The organism is Streptomyces sp. NBC_01275, assembly GCF_026340655.1.
Classification (GTDB): Bacteria; Actinomycetota; Actinomycetes; order Streptomycetales; family Streptomycetaceae; genus Streptomyces.
The window spans coordinates 3260094-3279182 of sequence record NZ_JAPEOZ010000001.1 but is presented as its reverse complement, the minus strand read 5'-3'; the positions used below and the strand labels follow the sequence as shown (position 1 = coordinate 3279182).

Sequence of the window (19089 nt, the reverse complement as noted above, 5' to 3'; positions counted from 1 at the left end):
GGTCCGGGGAGCCGACCGCGCCGCTCAGGCGCTTCTGACGTTGCCGCTCAGGCGTCCCGCTCCACCAGGGCGCCGTTCTTCTCCTCGTACACCGCGCCCGTCTGCGGGCACTGCCACACGCCGGTCTCGCCGTCGCGCTCGACGAGGCGGACGCCGGCGCGGCCGACCCAGCCGATCCGGCGGGCGGGGACGCCCACGACGAGGGCGAAGTCGGGGACGTCCTTGGTGACGACGGCGCCGGCGGCGACCATCGACCAGCGCCCGATGGTGATCGGCGCGACGCACACGGCGCGGGCTCCGATCGACGCGCCGTCGGCGATCTTCACGCCGACCGCCTCCCAGTCCCCGCCGCGCTTCTGCTTGCCGTCGGGGTCCACGGAGCGCGGGTTGTGGTCGTTGGTGAGGACCACGGCGGGGCCGATGAAGACGCCGTCGCCGAGTTCGGCGGGTTCGTATACAAGCGCGTAGTTCTGCAGCTTGCAGTTGTCGCCCATGCGGACGCCCGAGCCGACGTACGCACCCCGGCCGACCACGCAGCCCTCGCCGAGGCGAGCGCCCTCACGGATCTGCGCGAGGTCCCAGACGCTGCTGCCGGCGCCGATCTCGGCGCTCTCGTCGACCTGCGCACTGGGCTGGACCCTGTAGTTCACTTCTTCGCCTTCCGGTGTCTGGCTTGGTGCGGCGAGCATACGGGCCGAGGGGCGGGAGGCAGTGAGGGGCCATGTGGGGCCGTGAGGGGCACCGCTGGCGGGGCGTGACTTTACCCATGATGTTCCTTGGGGAAACGCGTGTGATTGCTGTGCGTGTTGTCACCTTGCGGGGCTGAAAAGTGTGTTGCATGTGCACGCCATGCGCAGAGATGATCTCTTGACTTTCTTTAGCTCGCCTTTACGTGAGCCTCCGGTGGTGGGGGCGGAGAAAGCGGGCTCGCGGGGGCGGGCTGGAGTTTTGCGATGTCAGGGGCATGGCAAAGCGGGCGGGATGCGCAAGTGACGAACCAAGGGGGAGGGGAACCCATGCCGGCGAAGAGGGCTTGGCGGCGCGGTGCGGCCGGGGCATTGGCAACGGCGTTGCTGGGGCTGGGACTTGGGGCGGGCGGCAGCCAGGCAGCGGCGGCGGTCGCCTGCACGGCCGGGACGCCGTCCGACTTCAACGGTGACGGGGTCCGGGACACCGCTGTCGCCGACCCCGACGCCACCGTGTCGGGCAAGGAACGGGCCGGGCTGGTCCACATCGTGCTGGGCGGCGGCAAGGGAGTCGTCGAGATCTCCCAGGACACGACGAACGTGGGCGACGCGCCAGAGGCCGGGGACCGCTTCGGCTTCTCGCTGGCGGTGTACGACGCCGACAAGGACGGCTGCAGCGACCTGGCCGTCGGCATCCCTTACGAGGACGTCGGCACAGTCAAGGACGCGGGCTATGTGCAAGTGATCTTCGGCTCCACCAGTGCTGTCGGGTCGGAGCTCCCCAGCAAGGACTTCGTTCAGGGCGCGACACAGCCGCTGGTCGATGCTCCAGAGGCCGATGACTGGTTCGGCTATGCGCTGGGCGCCGGCACGTCGACGACCGGTCACCCCTACCTGGCGATCGGCATTCCGGGGGAGGACGGCACCCCTGGCGTGGACATGGGCATGCTCGGCTATGTCTACGGGACCGCCTACAACGCGGTGAACGTGACCCAGGACAAGGTCGGGATGTGGGAGGACGCCGAGCCGTACGACCGGTTCGGCGCCTCGATCGCCGGTACGGACCGGTTCTTCGCGGTCGGTGTACCGGGCGAGAGCACCGGAACGACCGCCTTCGCCGGTGGTGTGCATGTGTTCCGGCCGTCGATCAACACGGACGGCATCCCCGACCAGTTCTTCGGCCTCAGACAGGACGTCACGGTGTCGGGTGACCCCGGAGAGGCGGACGACCAGTACGGCGCCGCCCTCGCGCTGGCTCCCTACCGCCCGTCGGGAGCCGCCACCTTCACCGACGCGATCCTCGCCGTGGGCGTGCCGGGGGAGGACGTGGAGAACGTCGCCGACGCAGGAGCGGTGCACGTCTACCACGTCAAGGCCGACGGCACGGTCGTACAGCTCAACCGGATCGACCAGAACGTAGAAGGCGTAGACGGCGACGCCGAACCCGGCGACTACTTCGGCCAGCGTCTGGCAGCCGCGAACACCGCCACCAATGTGGTGAGCACGGCGACCACCATGCGCCTCGCCGTGGGCGTGCCCGGCGAGGAGTCGTCGGCGGACGCGCCCGAGGCGGGCGGGGTCCAGCTCTTCTCGCTGCTCGGGGCGCCCGGCGCCGCGGACTCGTGGATCGAGCCCGGCAACGGCATCCCCTCCGGACCGGCGGCTCGAACGTACGCGGGCATCAGCCTCGGAGCCAGTCCGTCGCTGCTGTACGTGGGGCTCCCTTATGGACCGGCGGCGGGGCGTGCGGTGCACGGCTTCCCCTGGAACGCGGCCACAGGAAGCGCGCCGACACAGACATGGAAGCCCGGTGAGGGCGGGATCCCGGCAGCGGGGGCGGCTGCCTTCGGCGCGACGGTCCGCTGACGCGATGACGGGCCGGGACAGCAAGTCGACGAGTCGATGAGAAGACCAAGGGTGGGGAGTTCGAAGGTGTTCGCTTTCCAGCGACGCCGGAATCTGGCGCGCGGGGCGGTCGTGACCGTGACGGCAGGGGCCGTGTTCACAGCAGGACTGGTGGGGGTGCCCGCGAGCGGGCCGACGTCCGTCAAGGAGGCGGCCGCCGCCTCGGCCGAGGCGACCAGCGACGGCAAGGCCCTCTCGGAGGAATTGGCCCAGGCGGAGGCCGCCGCGGCCGGGAAACAGGTGGAGGCGGTCAACCTGCGCACCGAGCGCAGCGAGACGCTGGCCAACCCCGACGGCACGTTCACGCTCCGGGAGTACGTGCAGCCCGTACGGACGTTCAAGAACGGCACGTGGGCGTCGCTCGACACCACGCTCGTCCAGTCGCCCAACGGGTCGTGGACCCCCAGGGCGTCCACCGCCGACATGGCGTTCTCGGACGGCGGCAAGGGACCGTTCGCGACCCTGGACCGGGCCGGCAAGCAGATGTCCCTGAGCTGGCCGGGGCCCGGTGTGCTCCCCGAGCCGAAGGTCGAGGGCAGCACGGCGACCTACGCCGACGTGCTCCCCGGAGTGGATCTGACGGTCACCGCGGACACGGACGGCTTCTCCCACCTCCTCGTGGTCAAGACCGCGCAGGCGGCTAGGAATCCGCAGCTGGCCGAGATCGACCTGCCCGTCACGACCCGGGGAGTGGAGGTCCGTACCCAGGAGGGCGGCGGTCTCGTCGCCGTGGACGAGGGCGCGGACGGGCCGGTGTTCGAGGCCGCGCAGCCTCAGATGTGGGACTCGGCCGGGGCGGCCTCGGGCACACAGAGCAGCGCCACACAGAGCAGCGCCACACAGAGCAGCGGCACACAGAGCAGCGCCACACAGAGCAGCGGCACACAAAGCAGCTTGAGCGCGGGCGGGGGCAAGGCCGATCCGGTCCGCGGCCGTGGCGAGGACCTCAGGGAGGGGCCGGGCGAAGGATCCCGTGTCTCCCCGGTGAAGCTGGGCTTCCGCAAGGGCGCGATGGTGCTCACCCCGGACAGGAAGCTGCTGGAGTCGGCGACGTACCCGGTGTACATCGACCCGGTGACCAAGACGTACACCCGCTCCGGGTGGACGATGGTCTCGTCGTACTTCTCCAGCGCGGAGTTCTGGAAGTTCTCGGACCACGAAGGCGTCGGCGTCTGCCCGCGGGACGTCTCCGCGCTGTGTGCGAGCCAGACTGCCGACGACTTGAAGCGCCAGTTCTACGCGATTCCGACCGGGACACTGGCCGGCAAGGACATCATCGACGCCGACTTCGCGATCACCCTCGCGAACGCCTACAACGGCACCGCGCGCCCGGTCGTCCTGTCCCGGGTCAACAGCACCGGCGCGGCCGCGATCAGCTCCGCGACGAACTGGGGCAACCAGCCCTCGGTCAAGAAGACGATCACCAGCGCGTCCACGACCGCCAGGGCCGGCTCCTGCACGGCGACCAACCAGAACCTCCGCTTCGACGTGAAGTCCACGGTGCAGCAGGCCGCGGACAGCAGCTGGGCCACGACCACGTTCCGGCTGGCGGCCTCCAACGAGGACAGCTACGCCTACTGGAACCGCTTCTGCGGCAACGGTCAGCTGGAAGTGAAGTACAACCGTCTGCCTCCGCAGCCGTCCAAGGCCGAGATGAGCATCTCGCCCGGCGGTAAGTGCGTGACCGGGACGGGCCGTCCGTATGTGGACACTCCGCCGACCATGACCGCGGTCATCCGGGACTACGACCACAACGACGTCGCAGGCAAGGCCGAGACGCTGCGCGCCGAGTTCGTCCTGACGCGGTACGACTCCGCGACCGCGAAGTGGATCCAGGTGCCGTCGTTCGTGACGGCTCCGAAGAGCACGTACTCCGATTCGTCCAACAGCCAGACCGGAATGGCGAAGTTCTCCGCGAAGGCCGGGGTCACGGGGAATCCCGACAATCCCGGGGCCTACACGCTGTTGGAGAACGTCGTCTACGCCTGGCAGGTGCGGGGCAGCGACGGTCAGGGATGGGGGCCCTGGAGCAGCCCGCCCCCGCAGGCCTGCGAGTTCATCCTCGACAGGACGAAGCCCGCGGCGCCGACCGTGACCTCGACGGAATACCCGGACGACGACGCTCCCCATCCGGGAGTCGGCGACTACGGGACCTTCACGTTCAAGTCGACCTCGACCGACGTCGTGTCCTACCGCTACGAGTTCCAGGACGGCACCAACGGATCCGTTCCCGCGCAGACGGGTACGGGCCGGCCGGGAACGCTGCGGTGGGCGCCGACGGGCTCGGGCACGCAGACCCTGACGGTCACGGCGGTCGACGCGGCCGGCAAGTCCGCGGTGACCCCCGCCGGACACAGCTTCGTCGTCACTGACGGGCGGGCGCCGGCAGCCGCATGGAAGCTGGACGATCCGGCGACCGCCACGGCGGCGGCGGGACGAGCGGGCGACCCCTCGGCGGCGAAGGGCGCCGGAGTCACCTTCGGCGCGACGAACCTGGGCGACAAGAAGAGCAAGGTCGCGACCTCCTTCAACGGCTCGCAGAATGCGTATCTGTCCACGTCCACCCCGATCGTGGACACGGCCAAGTCCTTCTCGGTCTCGCTCTGGGCCTACCTCCCCGAACTCCCCACCCGGGACATGACGTTGGTCAGCCAGGACGGCACGGCCGAGCCCGGCTTCGTGCTGGGCTACGACGGAACCACCCAGAAGTGGGAGTTCCGCTTCCCCGACTCGGGCATGGACTCGCTCGGCGAGTGGCGGGTGCTGGACGACACGAAGGCGGTCGCCAACCTCTGGGTCCACCTGGCCGCCGTCTACGACGCCGACCAGCGCACCATGACCCTGTACAAGGGGGACAAGGCCGCGGCCGCGCCGGTGCAGCGCCGTACGTCGTGGGGCGCTGCCGGCGGGCTTCAGATGGGCAGGTCCCTCGCGCTGTCGGGCTACACGAACCACCTGAAGGGATCGCTGTCCGCCGTCCGGATGTACGACCGACTCCTGACCGCGTCCGAACTGGCGACCGTCAGCGAGTCCGACCCGGAGCAGGTCGGATACTGGCCGCTCGACGAGGAGGCGAACGGGGTCTCGCCCGAGACGGACGGCGGGGAAGGACTCGCGCTGTCCGGTGGCGCCTCCGTCTACCGCGTGGCGGACACCGTCTGCGACGAGCTCGACCCGACCTGCACGACCGTTCCCGCCGCGCCCCTGTGGGGCGACGGACATCTCCAGCTGGACGGCACGAGCGGCTTCGCCGAGCGGGGTTCCGGGCTGGTCGCGGCCCAGGGAAGCTTCGCGGTCGCGGCGCGAGCCCGGCTGGCCTCGGCTGATCCGGGCAAGGACCAGACGGTGTTCGCCCTGTCCGGCGCGAACGGCCAGGCGGCGGTGGTCCGTTACTCACAGGCCACGAAGCGCTGGCAGCTGACCGTGACCGACCGGGACGCCGGCGACGCGACGCCCGTCACTCCTGAGGGCCCGCCGTCGATGCCGACGCCGAGCTCGGAGAACTCGGGCGACCATCTGACGTTGGCCTACGACGCCGTCTTCGGCGAGGTGAAGCTGTACGTCAACGGTCAGGTGAGCGGGGTCGAGACCCTGTGGCCCAACACCTGGGATCTCTCCCGCGTCAGCATCCAGGTGGGCCGGTCCCTGACCGGCGCCACGGGCAGCGACTACTTCTCCGGCGCCCTCGACGAGGTCAGCGCCTACCAGGGCGTGGTCGACCAGTACCGAGCCGTGCGGATCGCCGCCGGCGTCGGTGACGCCACGTAGCCGCCGCCCAGCAGGACAGCGGTCGAGGCGGCGGAGCACGAGCACCTGCTCCGCCGCCTCCCCCGAAGCTTCGTCAGCCGCTCCCTCTGAAGTCTCGTCAGCCGCTACCTCTGAAGCCTCGCCCACGGCCGTCACCTTCTCCTTCTCCTTCTTCCTCCTTCTTCCACGGGAGTAGTCATGTCCACGCCCTCGTGGTTCCGCGCCCGTTCGGCGCTCTGGAACCGCACCGCACGGCGCAGAACGGCGGCCGCCGTAGGCATCGCCGTAGCGATCGGTCTGCTGCCGCAGTACGCGCCCCTGGCCGAGGCCAAGGACCTCGACCTGCCCGAACTGCAGCAGGACCGAGGTCCGGCACACGGCACGAACGCGAAGGCCGAGAAGCCGAGGAAGAACCCGGTCGACGCCGCCGTGGTCACCGACCCCGCGAAGGTGACCTGGCCGAAGGCGGGCCGTGCCGAGACGGCGGTCTCCCCGAAGCTCGCGAAGGTCAAGGGCCTGCCCCTGAAGGCGGCCGCTCCCACCACGACCGGCCCCGGCGAACTGGCCGTCGAGGTCGTCGACCACAGGAAGGCGCTCGCCGCGGGCGTGGACGGCGTGCTCCTGAAGGTGGCCCGCACCGACGGCGTGGACACGGCGGGCAAGGCCAGGGTCCAGCTCGACTACTCCGGCTTCGAGGACGCGTACGGCGGCGGCTACGGCTCCCGGCTGCGCTTCGTGCAGTACCCGGAGTGCCTGCTCACCACCCCGCAGAAGAAGGAGTGCTCCACCCCGAGTGAGCTGAAGAGCACCAACTCGGCAGCGGCTCGGACCCTCACGACCACGTTCGACGCGGCCCCCGACCTGACCGGCGTCACCACCCAGACGCTGAGGACGGCGTCCGGCGCCACCGGCGTCACCCTCCTCGCCGCCACCGCCGGCAGCTCCGGCGACCAGGGCGACTACAAGGCCACCTCGCTCCAGGCCTCCTCGGAGTGGAGCGTCTCCAACTCCTCCGGCGCCTTCAACTGGTCGTACCCGATGCGGACCCCGCCGGTCCCCGGCGGTCTCGCCCCTTCGGTCAGCCTCGGCTACAGCTCGCAGTCCGTCGACGGCCAGACGGCGGCCACCAACTCCCAGGGCTCCTGGGCCGGCCAGGGCTTCGGCTACGAGCCCGGATACATCGAGCGCCGCTACAAGGCCTGCGCCAAGGACGGGCAGGACAAGGCCAACGGCGACCAGTGCTGGGCGTACGACAACGCCACGGTCACCCTGGCCGGCGGCACGTCGGGCGAGATCGTCAAGGACGACGCCACCGGCAAGTGGCGGATCAGCAGCGACGACGACGCGAAGGTCGAGAAGCTCACCGGCACGACCAACGGCGACGACGACGGCGAGTACTGGCGTCTGACGACGACCGACGGCACCGAGTACTACTTCGGCCTGGACCGGCTCCCCGGCTGGCGCTCGGACGACCCGGCGACCACCGGCACGACCGACCCCGACCCGACGACCGACTCCGCCTGGACCGTCCCCGTCTACGGCGACGACAGCGGCGAGCCCTGCCACGCGTCGACGTTCGACGCCTCGTACTGCAACCAGGCCTGGCGCTGGAACCTGTCGTACGTGAAGGACACCCACGGCAACGTGATGTCCTACTACTACGGCAAGGAGACCAACTACTACTCCCAGAACCTCAAGTACACGGAGAACGGCAAGCCGTACGTCCGCGGCGGCTACCTCAAGCGGGCGGACTACGGCCAGCGCGACGGCGCGGTCTACACGACCGTCGCACCCGCCCGGGTGGTCTTCACGACCGACGAGCGCTGTGTCGCCGCGGCCGCCGACTGCGAGCCGGGCGACCTGACCGACGCGACCGCCACCCGCTGGCCCGACGTCCCCTGGGACCAGAACTGCGCGGCCGGCACGAAGTGCGCGAGCCAGAACTCCCCGACGTTCTGGACGCGCAAGAAGCTGGCGTCCGTCACCACGCAGATCCGCTCGGGAACCGGCTACTCCGACGTCGACCACTGGAAGCTGACGCACGTCTTCACCGACAACGGCGACGGCTCGAAGTCGCTGTGGCTGCAGAACATCGACCACGAGGGCCGGGTCGGCACGGCGACGTCGATGCCGGACGTCGAGCTCCTGGGCAACCAGTTCCCCAACCGCGTCGACGTCGCCGGCGACAACATCCAGGCGATGAACCGCTTCCGCCTCGTCGGCGTGCAGAACGAGTCAGGCGGCCAGCTCAGCGTCGACTACGCCGCCGCCGACTGCACGGCCTCCGCACTCCCGAAGGAGGGCGAGTCCGCCAAGCGCTGCTACCCGGTGAAGTGGAACCCGCCGGGCGTCGAGGAACCGATCACCGACTGGTTCCACAAGTACGTCGTCAGCTCCGTCACCCAGACCGACCTGGTCGGCGGCACCCCCGACATGACCACGTCGTACGACTACCTCGGCGACGCCGGCTGGCGGAAGACCCGCCCGGACGGCATCACCGAGTCCAAGTACCTGACGTGGGGCGACTGGCGGGGCTACGCCAAGGTCCGCGTCAGAGCGTCGGAAGGCGGTGTCGTCGCCGCGGACAACACCCGCACCGAGCACACGTTCTTCCGCGGCCTCGACGGTGACGAGACGCCGTCGGGCGCGAAGCGCACCGAGACGCTCAAGGACTCGGCGGGCGCCACGTACACGGACGCCGACCACCTCTCCGGCTTCGAGCTGGAGACGACCACGTACAACGGCTCCTTCAGCGCGGACGCGATCGTCTCCAAGAGCATCAGCACCCCGTGGACCCAGGTCACGGGCTCCCGCAAGCAGGACTGGGGCACGGACGAGTCCCGCTACCTGCGCTCGCAGACGACCGCGGGCTACACGGCGCTGGAGGGCCACACCGCGCAGAGCCCCAAGTGGCGCGTCACGAAGAGCACCAACACCTTCGACCCCGCGACCGGCCGGCCGACCAAGGTCGACGACTTCGGGGTCGACGGCGACGCCACCGACAACCAGTGCACCCTCACCTCCTACGCGGACAACGCCGACAAGCACCTGCTGGCGTTCCCCTACCGGGTGCGCACGACGGCGACGACCTGCTCCGACGAGGCGAACCACGACAAGGAGACCCTCTCCGACGACCTCACCTTCTACGACGGCCAGCCCCTCGGCACCGGCCCGACGAAGGGCGACACCACCAAGGTCCAGCGCCTCGCCTCGCTGACAGCCGCCAACGCCCCCGTCTACGAGACGATCACCGACCTCGCCACGACCGACTTCGACGCCTACGGCCGCCCGAAGACGGTGAAGGACGCGGCGGGCACCGCGACGACGATCACCTACACGGACACCAACGGTCTGGCCACCAAGAAGGTGGAGACGAACAAGCGGGGCTGGGAGACCGTCACGGAGTACAACCCCGCCTGGGGCACTCCCACGGCTCAGACCGACCCCAACCTCAGACGCACCGACCTCGCCTACGACGGGCTGGGCCGGCTCACCGACGTCTGGCTCCCGGGCGTGTCCAAGGCGAGCTCCGCGTCCAGCATCAAGTACGCCTACCAGGTCCGGCAGGACGCCCCGTCCGTCGTGACCACGCAGAAGACGCAGGTGGGCGGCGCCTACGGAACCCCCGAGTACACCCTGTACGACGGCAGCCTGCGCCCCTTCCAGGTCCAGACGGAAGGCCCGAACAGCGGGCGCATGATCGCCGACACCTTCTACGACGGCCTCGGGCGCGTCGTGAAGAGCAACACGGACTACTACACGACAGGCGCCCCCGGCGCCACGCCCTTCGCCGTCCGCAACGGCGACACCAACGCCCAGAACCTCACCGAGTACGACGGTGCGGGCCGCAAGACCGCCGACGTCTACGCGGTGGCCGGCGACGAGCAGTGGCGGACCACGTACGCCTACGGCGGCGACCGCGTCCACACCGACCCGCCGAACGGCCAGGCGCCGACCACGACCATCACCAACGGCCGTGACCAGACGGTGGAGATGCGCCAGTACAAGGGCGCCTCCCCGCTTCCCACGGGCACGTCCGCGGACTACGTCTCCACCAAGTACACCTACAACAAGGCCGGCCTGCTCGACACGGTGAAGGACGACAAGGGCAACCTCTGGTCCTACGGCTACGACAAGCGCGGCCGGAAGACCACCGCCCAGGACCCGGACGCCGGCTACACCAAGTACGACTACGACATCCTGGACCGCCTGACGGCGACCACCCAGCAGGCGTCGGCGACCGACACCCAGGGCAAGAAGGTCTCCACCTCCTACGACGAGTTCGGCCGCGTCCTGTCCACCTGGGAGGGCGAGCCGACCACGGGCAAGCAGCTGACCGCTCAGACGTACGACACGATCGCCAAGGGCGAGGCCTACGGCTCGTACACCTACGTCAACGGCTCGGTCTACGCCGCCAGCCTGGTCACGGAACTCGGCACCAACTACGAGCCCCTCACCACCCGTTACTCGGTGTCCAAGACGGCCGAGCCGGAACTGGGCGGCACGTACGACTACAAGACGACGTACGACGTCGACGGATCCGTCCTGACGTCGTCCATCCCGGCGGCGGGCGGCCTGTCCGCGGAGAAGCTCTTCCCCAAGTACGACGCTCTGCAGCGCCAGACGGAGCTGCGCAGCGTCTACGGCTCGACCGACTACACGTACGTCGACAAGGCGGAGTACTCCACCACCAGCCAACTCCGTCGGCTCCTCCTGACCAGCAAAGCGGAGAGCGCCAAGACGACGGAGCTGGGCTTCGAGTACGAGCGCGGCACGGACCGGCCCACTCACTCCTTCGTCAAGACCAACGACAGCGCATCAGTCGTCTCCGACGCCCGCTACACCTACGACCAGGTCGGCAACGTCACCTCCATCGCGGACAGTCCCGCCGGAGGCCAGGCGGACACCCAGTGCTTCCGGTACGACTGGCAGCGCAGGCTGACCGACGCGTGGACCAGCAGCACGACGCCGGACAGCGCGATCGGCACCGGCACGACGAACGCGGCCTGCACCGCGGCGCCCACGGCCGGCGCCGTCGGCGGCCCGGCCCCGTACTGGAACTCGTACGAGTTCGACGACGTGACGGGCAACCGCAGGACGGAGACCACCCACGGCTACGGCAGTGCGCCCACCCCGGACGTCACCCGTTCCTACCTCTACGGCGACGCCGACCAGGACGGCACGGCGGGCGAGACCGGCGACGGCGGCCCGCACGCCCTGACCAAGGTCGAGACCCTGACCCCGGCCTCCGGGGGCAACCCGGAGGTCAAGTCCCAGGACACGTACAAGTACGACAGCGCGGGCAACACGACCGAGCGCGTCCTGAACGGCGACACCCAGACCCTGGCCTGGAACTCCCAGAACAAACTGACCAAGGTCACCGGCGCCAAGACGACGAACTACGTCTACGACGCCTCGGGCCAGCGCCTGCTGCGCAACGTCGGCGGCGAGAAGACCCTGTACCTGCCGGGCATGGAACTGAGCCTGAATCCCACGACGAAGGCGGTCACGGCCACTCGGTACTACACCTTCGGCGGCTCCACCGTGGCCATGCGCACGGCAGGCGGCGTCCAGTTCCTGGCCGGCGACCAGCACGGCACCGCCGAGATCGCCGTCGACGCGACCACCGGCTCGGTCACCCGCCGCCGCATGGACCCGTACGGCGAAGAGCGGGGCAGCGACGGCAAGACCTGGGTCAACGACAAGGGCTTCCTGGGCAAGACGGTCGACGAGTCGACGGGCCTGGTCAATGTCGGGGCCCGCGAGTACGACCGCTCGATCGGCCGTTTCATCTCGGTCGACCCGGTCATCGACTACAGCGACCCGCAGCAGATGAACGGGTACGTCTACGCCAACGGCAACCCGGTCACGAGCAGCGACGCGAGCGGCCTCTTCTGCGACGGCTGCAGCGCCAACAACCCGGACACGGTGTGGACAGCGGACAACGGGCCCGGCTGCACGACCGAGGGCTGCTACGACCACAGCGGCAAGCTCCTCTACCAGACCAATGGTCAGACGCCTGCCGAAGCGAAGGCCGCCGATGAGCGGGCCAAGGCGGCCAAGGCCAAGCAGCGCGCAGCCGATATCGCCAGGGAACTCGCGGACATCGCGATGGACGAGCTCGGTATCACCGACGCGCTGGACTGCTTCACCACAGGCAACCTGGGAGCCTGTGGGGCAACGGCCTTCAATGTCGCCAGCAGCTTCGCCGGAGGCCTGGCCGGCAAGCTGGCGAAGAAGTACGGGTTGCCGTGGAAGTGGAAGAAGGCGGCAGCACTCGCCAAGCGGATCTGGGGCTTGGTGAAGAAGCTCGGCAAATCAGTCAAGGACTGGTTCAAGTTCGAGAAGAGCGCGAAGAAGGCCGAGGAGGCTGCTGAAGCGGCTGCTGAAGCCGGAGCGACCTGCAACAGCTTCGTCCCCAAGACGAAGGTCCTGATGGCTGACGGAAGTCAGAAGTCCATCGAGGACATCGACATAGGCGACCGCGTGATCGCCACCGACCCGGAAACCGGCAAGACCGAAGTTCAGACAGTTACGGCGGAAATCAAGGGCACAGGTGCCAAGCACCTGGTCAAGGTCACCATCGACACGGACCGGGACAAAGGCTCGAAGACCGCATCCGTCACTGCAACCGACGGTCACCCGTTCTGGGTACCTGAACTGGGTGAGTGGATCGACGCGACAGACCTCAAGTCGGGTCAGTGGCTTCGCACCTCGGCTGGCACGCTCGTCCAGATAACTGCAGTGCAGCGCTGGACTCAGCAGTCAACGGTTCACAATCTGACTGTCAGCGACCTGCACACGTACTATGTGCTGGCGGGCGGGACTGCGGTACTCGTTCATAATTGCAATACACCTCGGGGCTTTCCGGACCGGGAGCTTCCGAGGGACTCCCGGACCGGTGAGCCAGCTCCTGATCCGGCGGCCGCCGGGTATCCACACACCCAACTTGGGGTGAAGGGCAGCAGGCGCAATCCCCCGTACGCTCAGGCCCGAGAGTTCGATGCAGACGGAAAACCCGTCAGGGATGTCGACTTTACTGATCACGGGAGGCCGCAGAATCATGATAATCCGCATCAGCATCCCTGGAATGAAAACGCGACCGGTGGCACCCGAAGTCGGGGTGGCGCGGAACCATTGGATTGGGGTGACCAATGAGCGAACTTGTGGAATTCCAGATGCATGACACTGAAGGCGAAATAGTCGGCCTCGCCAGCCTGCTTGCCCTGGTCCCGGACAACAACTGGGTATGGTCCGTGCTCGACTTTGACGGGATTGGGCAGGGGGCGGCCGGCATGGGATATGAGGAATTCCGACAGAAGGTAGGTTCCTCGCCGCAGGGGTATGTCATGTCGTGGGCTCAGGTTCGGGAATTCGCGACCGGTGTCCGCCAGTGCTTCGATCTACTGCTCGTAGCGGCAAGAGAGCGTCGCCTACTTGACCCAGAACGGTTCGCTGCGGGAGATTTCGCAGGATGCCCCCTGGTTCTAACTGCGAGCGACAGCACCTGGTGGACGGTGGAGATCGATGCCGACACCGAAGGGGCATCTGCTCTCGCGGCAGGGCTCCGAGCGCGCTATCGAGTCGAGATGGGATAGAAGGCAGCGAACATAAGTAGTCGCTGAGGCAAGCCGAAGCCCCGCCAGGTGTGTCCTGGCGGGGCCTCTGTGTGGGGTGACGGCAGCAGCGATATGGGCGTGGCCGAGAAGTTCCTCGGTCATGACAAGGTCGATGCCCTGCTCCCGGAGGCGGCCAGGTGGGTGGCGTCGCTGGTTTTCGGCTCAGCCGCTCGGAGTGTGGCTATCGCGGCGCAAGGCGGATATGAGGTCGCCGAGTTGTTTTGGCCCGGTGGTGATGATGGTTTGAGGTTCGTCGCTTTCGCGGAGGACGACCGCGCCGGTGCGGGTTGTGGCGAGGTAGACACACGAGGACGCTTCCTCGCTGTACGTGGACTTCTGCCAGTTGAGGTTGGTCACGGCTCGGCTTTCAGGTGTCTTGGGCGATCTGGTGGAGGAGGTCGCGGGAAGGGGCGGGTTCCAGAGTGGCCTCTTCCATGCGGTCCAGGATGAGTCGGTACTTGGCCAACTGTGCGACGGAGTCGATGAGTTCGCTGCCGTGGGCCGCGTCGAGCTGGGCCGTGTCGAGGGCGGGGACCGGCCCGTGCGCGTAGTCCAAGCCGTGGCCGACGGTGGGGAAAGCGGTGCCGTCGAACGGGATCACCCGGACCGTGATGTGCGGTTGCTCGCTCGCCTTGATCAGGTGGTCCAGTTGGGCGCGGGCCACTTCCCGGCCGCCGAACCGCATTCGCAGGGCTGCCTCGTGGATGATCGCCGTGTACTGCGGTGGTAGGTCCCGGTGAAGGATGGCCTGACGCTTGATGCGGTGGGAGATGCGGTACTCGATCTCGTGCGGATGCAGGGCCGGTACCACCTGGCGGAACAAGGTGCGGGCGTGTTCCGGGGTCTGGAGCAGTCCGGGGATGTTGATGACTTGGGCCACGCGCAGAGCGACCGCGTGGTGTTCCATCTCCGCGACGTCCAGGAAGCGAGGTGGGAGCGTGTCCCGGTACTCCTCCCACCAGCCGCGTTCGCGATACGCCGCCATGGCCACGAGGGCGTCGATGAGGGCCTCGTCGGTGCAGTCGTAATTGTGGGCGAGTGTGCGGATGCGCTGCTCGCTGAGGCCGAAGCGGCCCGTCTCGATGTTGCTGATGCGGGCCTGGTTGGCGCCGATCATCTCGCCGGCCGCGCGGGCGGTGAGTCCCGCATGCTCGCGTAGCTTGCGGAGCTCCGCCCCCAGGCGGATCTGGCGTGCCGTGGGTGTCTGCCGTGGCGGCATGTGCTTCCGCTCCTTTGCCTTGCGTCGGACGCAGTCACCCACACGAGTGGAACGTCGGATGCATCCGCAGATTCCGTAGAAACCATTCTACGGACGCCGCTACGGTGAGACCCGAGCCGCTCAACCGCCCCCGCCGACACCCCGGAAGCGCACCGCGCTGCACCTCGCATGCGCGGCACTGCCACCGCCCGGTCGGGCCGTCGAGTGAACCGGCGAACCAACTTCCCCCACCGCAGGAGGCGTTCATGGTCACCGTATCCCCGTCGGAGTGCGAAGGGGCCCCAACGTGGGCGTACACCCTCCAACTGCCCCACGACCCCCGGGCCGCTCGCATCGCCCGCGTCACCCTCCGTGCCGTCCTCGCCGGGCATGGCATGACCCAACTCCAGCACGCAGCCGAGCTGGTGGCCACGGAACTGGTCACCAACGCCTACCGGTACTCCACCGGCCCCGCGACCCTCCGCCTGCGCGGGCTCGACCGGAGCCGCCTACGGGTGAGCGTCTGGGACGCCGACCCCCACATCCCGCCTCCCTTCGACAACAAGCAGCGGTCCGTGCCTCCTCGTCCCGCCCCGCCGGAGGCCGACGGCGGGCGCGGGCTGTTCCTTGTCTGCCACTACGCGCAGGTGTGGGGCGGGTACCCGCTCGGGGGCGACCTCTTCGGGCCGGGCGGAAAGCTGCTGTGGTGCGAGGTGGGAGTGTCCGCCGCGGACCGGGCGGCGAGTGGGGCGTGAAGGTCGTCGAGAGTCGGGCGGCGGCTGTGACCCGGCACTATCGTGAATCAGCCGACACGCTCTGTAACCAGTGGAGGATCGTGGTGACCATCATGACCGAGCGCCCTCGGGCCATAGACGCGCCTCCGACGGGGTCATTCGAGGAGATGCTCCGCGTCATCGAGGAGTTGGACACGCCTGCCGGCTACAAGGCCGAGCTCATCCGGGGGAAGATCGTCGTGTCGCCGTGGTCGAAGCTGCGTTATCTGCGTCCGATGCGGAGGCTGCGGGCGCAGGTGGAAGCTCATGCTCCTGATGGGCATGTCACCGAGACCTCGCCCTTTCTCTTCGTCTTCCCGCCCTCCGAGCGTGGATGCGGCCCCGACCTGCACGTCGCCGACGAATCCGCCTTCGAAGCCGAAGGCCGTCACGCCGACGGTTCCGCTCTCTCCCTCGTCGCCGAGCTGACCTCCGACTCGGCGAAGGACGTGGACTGGCTCGACAAGATGGCGACGTACGGGCGGATCGTCCCCGTGTATCTGCTCCTGGACATGCGGGGCGGTGAGATCAATGTGCTCTGGGACCCGTCTCCCAAGGGGTACCGGTCCCGGACCAACGTTCCGTTCGGGCGGCCCGTGCGGATCCCCGCTCCGTTCGACTTCGAGCTGGACACGGCAGGGTTCGGCGTCGAGGAGGACGTGAATCCCGAGGACGAGCAGAGGTGAGCAGAGGTGAGCGGGGTCGGCCCGGTTTGACCCTCTCGGTGGGTGCCCCGTAACCTAGACCGTCGGCGTGTCGAATGACCTGCCACATCCCCGTAAACCTCTTCCTTCCGGTCGCTTCGGTTGCCGTGGTGGCTGGGAGAGGCTGTCCGTGTCTGTTGCCGGGTGGCTGGACTGCGGGGGTGCCGTCCCAGAGCGAGAGAGTGAGATCCGCTTGTACGCCATCGTGCGCAGCGGTGGTCGCCAGCACAAGGTTGCTGTCGGCGACATCGTTGAGGTTGACAAGATTTCCACTGCCAAGGTTGGCGACACGGTCGAGCTCTCGACCCTGCTCGTTGTCGACGGCGACGCTGTGACCAGCGACCCGTGGGTGCTGGCCGGCATCAAGGTCCAGGCCGAGGTCGTGGACCACCACAAGGGTGTGAAGATCGACATCCTTCGCTACAAGAACAAGACCGGCTACCGCCGTCGTCAGGGCCACCGCCAGCAGTACACGGCGATCAAGGTCACTGAGATCCCCGCGGCTGCGAAGTAAGGGACTGAGGAGACATGGCACACAAGAAGGGCGCATCGTCCACCCGGAACGGTCGCGACTCCAATGCCCAGCGGCTCGGCGTGAAGCGCTTCGGCGGTCAGGTCGTCAACGCGGGTGAGATCCTGGTCCGCCAGCGTGGCACCCACTTCCACCCCGGCGCGGGCGTCGGCCGTGGCGGCGACGACACGCTGTTCGCGCTGGAGGCCGGTTCGGTGCAGTTCGGCACCCACCGTGGCCGCAAGGTCGTGAACATCGTTCCGGTCGCCTGAGGCACCTGACCGGAAGCTTTCGCGAGGCGGACCTCACTTCCCGTACGGGAAGCGGGTCCGCCTTTCGCGTGTTAACCAAGAGATATCGCTGTATGTAACTGGCTGTACGTAACTGGAGGCACATCCCATGACCACCTTCGTGGACCGCGTCGAACTGCATGTCGCCGCGGGTAGCGGAGGCCACGGCTGTGCCTCCGTCCACCGTGAGAAGTTCAAGCCGCTCGGCGGCCCCGACGGGGGCAACGGCGGTCGCGGCGGGGACGTCATCCTCACCGTCGACCAGTCCGTGACCACGCTGATCGACTACCACCACTCCCCGCACCGCAAGGCCACCAACGGCAAGCCGGGCGAGGGCGGCAACCGCTCGGGCAAGGACGGACAGGACCTCGTCCTCGTCGTGCCGGACGGCACCGTCGTCCTCGACAAGGCGGGCAACGTCCTCGCCGACCTCGTCGGACACGGCACGTCCTTCGTCGCCGCCCAGGGCGGCCGTGGCGGCCTCGGCAACGCGGCGCTGGCCTCCGCCCGCCGCAAGGCGCCCGGGTTCGCGCTGCTCGGCGAGCCGGGCGACTTCCAGGACGTCGTCCTGGAGCTGAAGACCGTCGCCGACGTGGCGCTGGTCGGCTACCCGAGCGCCGGGAAGTCGTCCCTGATCTCCGTGCTGAGCGCCGCCAAGCCGAAGATCGCCGACTACCCCTTCACCACCCTCGTGCCGAACCTCGGCGTCGTCACCGCCGGCTCGACCGTGTACACGATCGCCGACGTGCCGGGGCTCATCCCGGGCGCCAGCCAGGGCCGGGGGCTCGGTCTGGAGTTCCTGCGGCACGTCGAGCGCTGCAGCGTCCTGGTGCACGTCCTGGACACCGCCACCCTCGAGTCCGACCGCGACCCGCTCTCCGACCTCGACATGATCGAGGAGGAGCTCCGGCAGTACGGCGGCCTCGACAACCGTCCCCGCGTGGTCGTCCTGAACAAGATCGACGTACCGGACGGCAAGGATCTGGCGGAGATGGTGCGGCCGGAGCTGGAGGCGCGCGGGTTCCGCGTCTTCGAGGCGTCGGCCGTGGCGCACATGGGCCTCAAGGAACTGTCGTTCGCGCTCGCCGAGTTCGTCGCCAAGGCGCGGGCCGCCAAGCCCAAGGAAGAGGCCACGCGGATCGTCATCCGGCCGAAGGCCGTGGACGAGGCCGGCTTCACCGTCACCCTGGAAGAGGACGGGCTGTACCGGGTCCGCGGCGAAAAGCCCGAACGCTGGGTGCGGCAGACCGACTTCAACAACGACGAGGCCGTCGGCTATCTCGCCGACCGGCTCAACCGCCTCGGTGTGGAGGCCGCGTTGATGAAGGCGGGCGCCCGGGGCGGCGACGGCGTCGCCATCGGTCCCGAGGACAACGCGGTCGTCTTCGACTGGGAGCCGTCGGTGACGGCCGGCGCCGAGATGCTCGGCCGCCGTGGCGAGGACCACCGCTTCGAGGCCCCGCGTCCCGCGACCACGCGCCGCCGCGACAAGCAGGCCGAACGGGACGAGGCGACCCAGGAGTTCGAGGGCTTCGAGCCCTTCTAGGCCCGACGAAGCACTACAAGGACCCGTTGCGGCACGGCCCGCAACGGGTCCTTCGGCGTCCCCCGTCGCTGTCCTCCTTCGGCGCCCCTCTTCGCTGCCCCTCCGCCTCG

At 68.7% G+C, this 19089-nt stretch carries 12 protein-coding genes; 9 read left to right on the top strand and 3 right to left on the bottom strand.

Translation table 11 applies throughout. The features are described 5' to 3' along the window. Positions 1-47: 47 nt before the first annotated feature. Positions 48-650: an acyltransferase gene (locus tag OG562_RS14335; protein ID WP_266397347.1), complete on the bottom strand. Its 603-nt coding sequence runs from the start codon at positions 648-650 to the stop codon at positions 48-50. A 366-nt stretch (positions 651-1016) separates the two neighbouring features. Between OG562_RS14335 and OG562_RS14330 the strand changes: the two genes are divergently transcribed. The 4 genes from OG562_RS14330 to OG562_RS14315 all read left to right on the top strand — a co-directional run bounded on the left by OG562_RS14330 (position 1017) and on the right by OG562_RS14315 (position 13936). Beyond that, positions 1017-2552, top strand: a complete 1536-nt coding sequence (locus OG562_RS14330) for a VCBS repeat-containing protein (RefSeq protein WP_266397345.1) — start codon at positions 1017-1019, stop codon at positions 2550-2552. Between the two features lie 66 nt (positions 2553-2618). Next, on the top strand, positions 2619-6359 hold the full coding sequence (locus OG562_RS14325; protein WP_266397343.1) for a LamG domain-containing protein: 3741 nt from the start codon (positions 2619-2621) through the stop codon (positions 6357-6359). A 177-nt stretch (positions 6360-6536) separates the two neighbouring features. Next, positions 6537-13496, top strand: a complete 6960-nt coding sequence (locus tag OG562_RS14320) for a polymorphic toxin-type HINT domain-containing protein (RefSeq protein ID WP_266397342.1) — start codon at positions 6537-6539, stop codon at positions 13494-13496. After that, the gene (locus tag OG562_RS14315; protein ID WP_266397341.1) at positions 13493-13936 is read left to right on the top strand and encodes a hypothetical protein; all 444 of its coding nucleotides are present in this window, start codon (positions 13493-13495) and stop codon (positions 13934-13936) included. Before OG562_RS14320 ends, OG562_RS14315 begins: the two co-directional genes overlap by 4 nt. A 183-nt stretch (positions 13937-14119) precedes the next feature. On the opposite strand, the gene OG562_RS14310 is transcribed toward OG562_RS14315, so the two are convergent. Both OG562_RS14310 and OG562_RS14305 read right to left on the bottom strand, forming a co-directional pair. After that, positions 14120-14314: a DUF397 domain-containing protein gene (locus OG562_RS14310; RefSeq protein WP_266397339.1), complete on the bottom strand. Its 195-nt coding sequence runs from the start codon at positions 14312-14314 to the stop codon at positions 14120-14122. A gap of 10 nt (positions 14315-14324) precedes the next feature. Beyond that, on the bottom strand, positions 14325-15176 hold the full coding sequence (locus OG562_RS14305; RefSeq protein ID WP_266397336.1) for a helix-turn-helix transcriptional regulator: 852 nt from the start codon (positions 15174-15176) through the stop codon (positions 14325-14327). A gap of 245 nt (positions 15177-15421) precedes the next feature. Between OG562_RS14305 and OG562_RS14300 the strand changes: the two genes are divergently transcribed. The 5 genes from OG562_RS14300 to obgE all read left to right on the top strand — a co-directional run bounded on the left by OG562_RS14300 (position 15422) and on the right by obgE (position 18979). Further along, positions 15422-15910 (top strand): ATP-binding protein, encoded by a 489-nt coding sequence (locus OG562_RS14300; protein WP_266397334.1) that lies wholly within the window; start codon positions 15422-15424, stop codon positions 15908-15910. 92 nt (positions 15911-16002) lie between these two features. Next, positions 16003-16614: a Uma2 family endonuclease gene (locus tag OG562_RS14295; RefSeq protein ID WP_266397331.1), complete on the top strand. Its 612-nt coding sequence runs from the start codon at positions 16003-16005 to the stop codon at positions 16612-16614. Between the two features lie 211 nt (positions 16615-16825). Beyond that, the gene (gene rplU, locus OG562_RS14290; protein ID WP_007381993.1) at positions 16826-17146 is read left to right on the top strand and encodes a 50S ribosomal protein L21; all 321 of its coding nucleotides are present in this window, start codon (positions 16826-16828) and stop codon (positions 17144-17146) included. A gap of 14 nt (positions 17147-17160) precedes the next feature. Further along, positions 17161-17415: a 50S ribosomal protein L27 gene (gene rpmA / locus OG562_RS14285; RefSeq protein WP_003990207.1), complete on the top strand. Its 255-nt coding sequence runs from the start codon at positions 17161-17163 to the stop codon at positions 17413-17415. A gap of 127 nt (positions 17416-17542) precedes the next feature. Further along, positions 17543-18979 (top strand): GTPase ObgE, encoded by a 1437-nt coding sequence (obgE, locus tag OG562_RS14280; RefSeq protein ID WP_266397325.1) that lies wholly within the window; start codon positions 17543-17545, stop codon positions 18977-18979. Positions 18980-19089 lie beyond the last annotated feature (110 nt).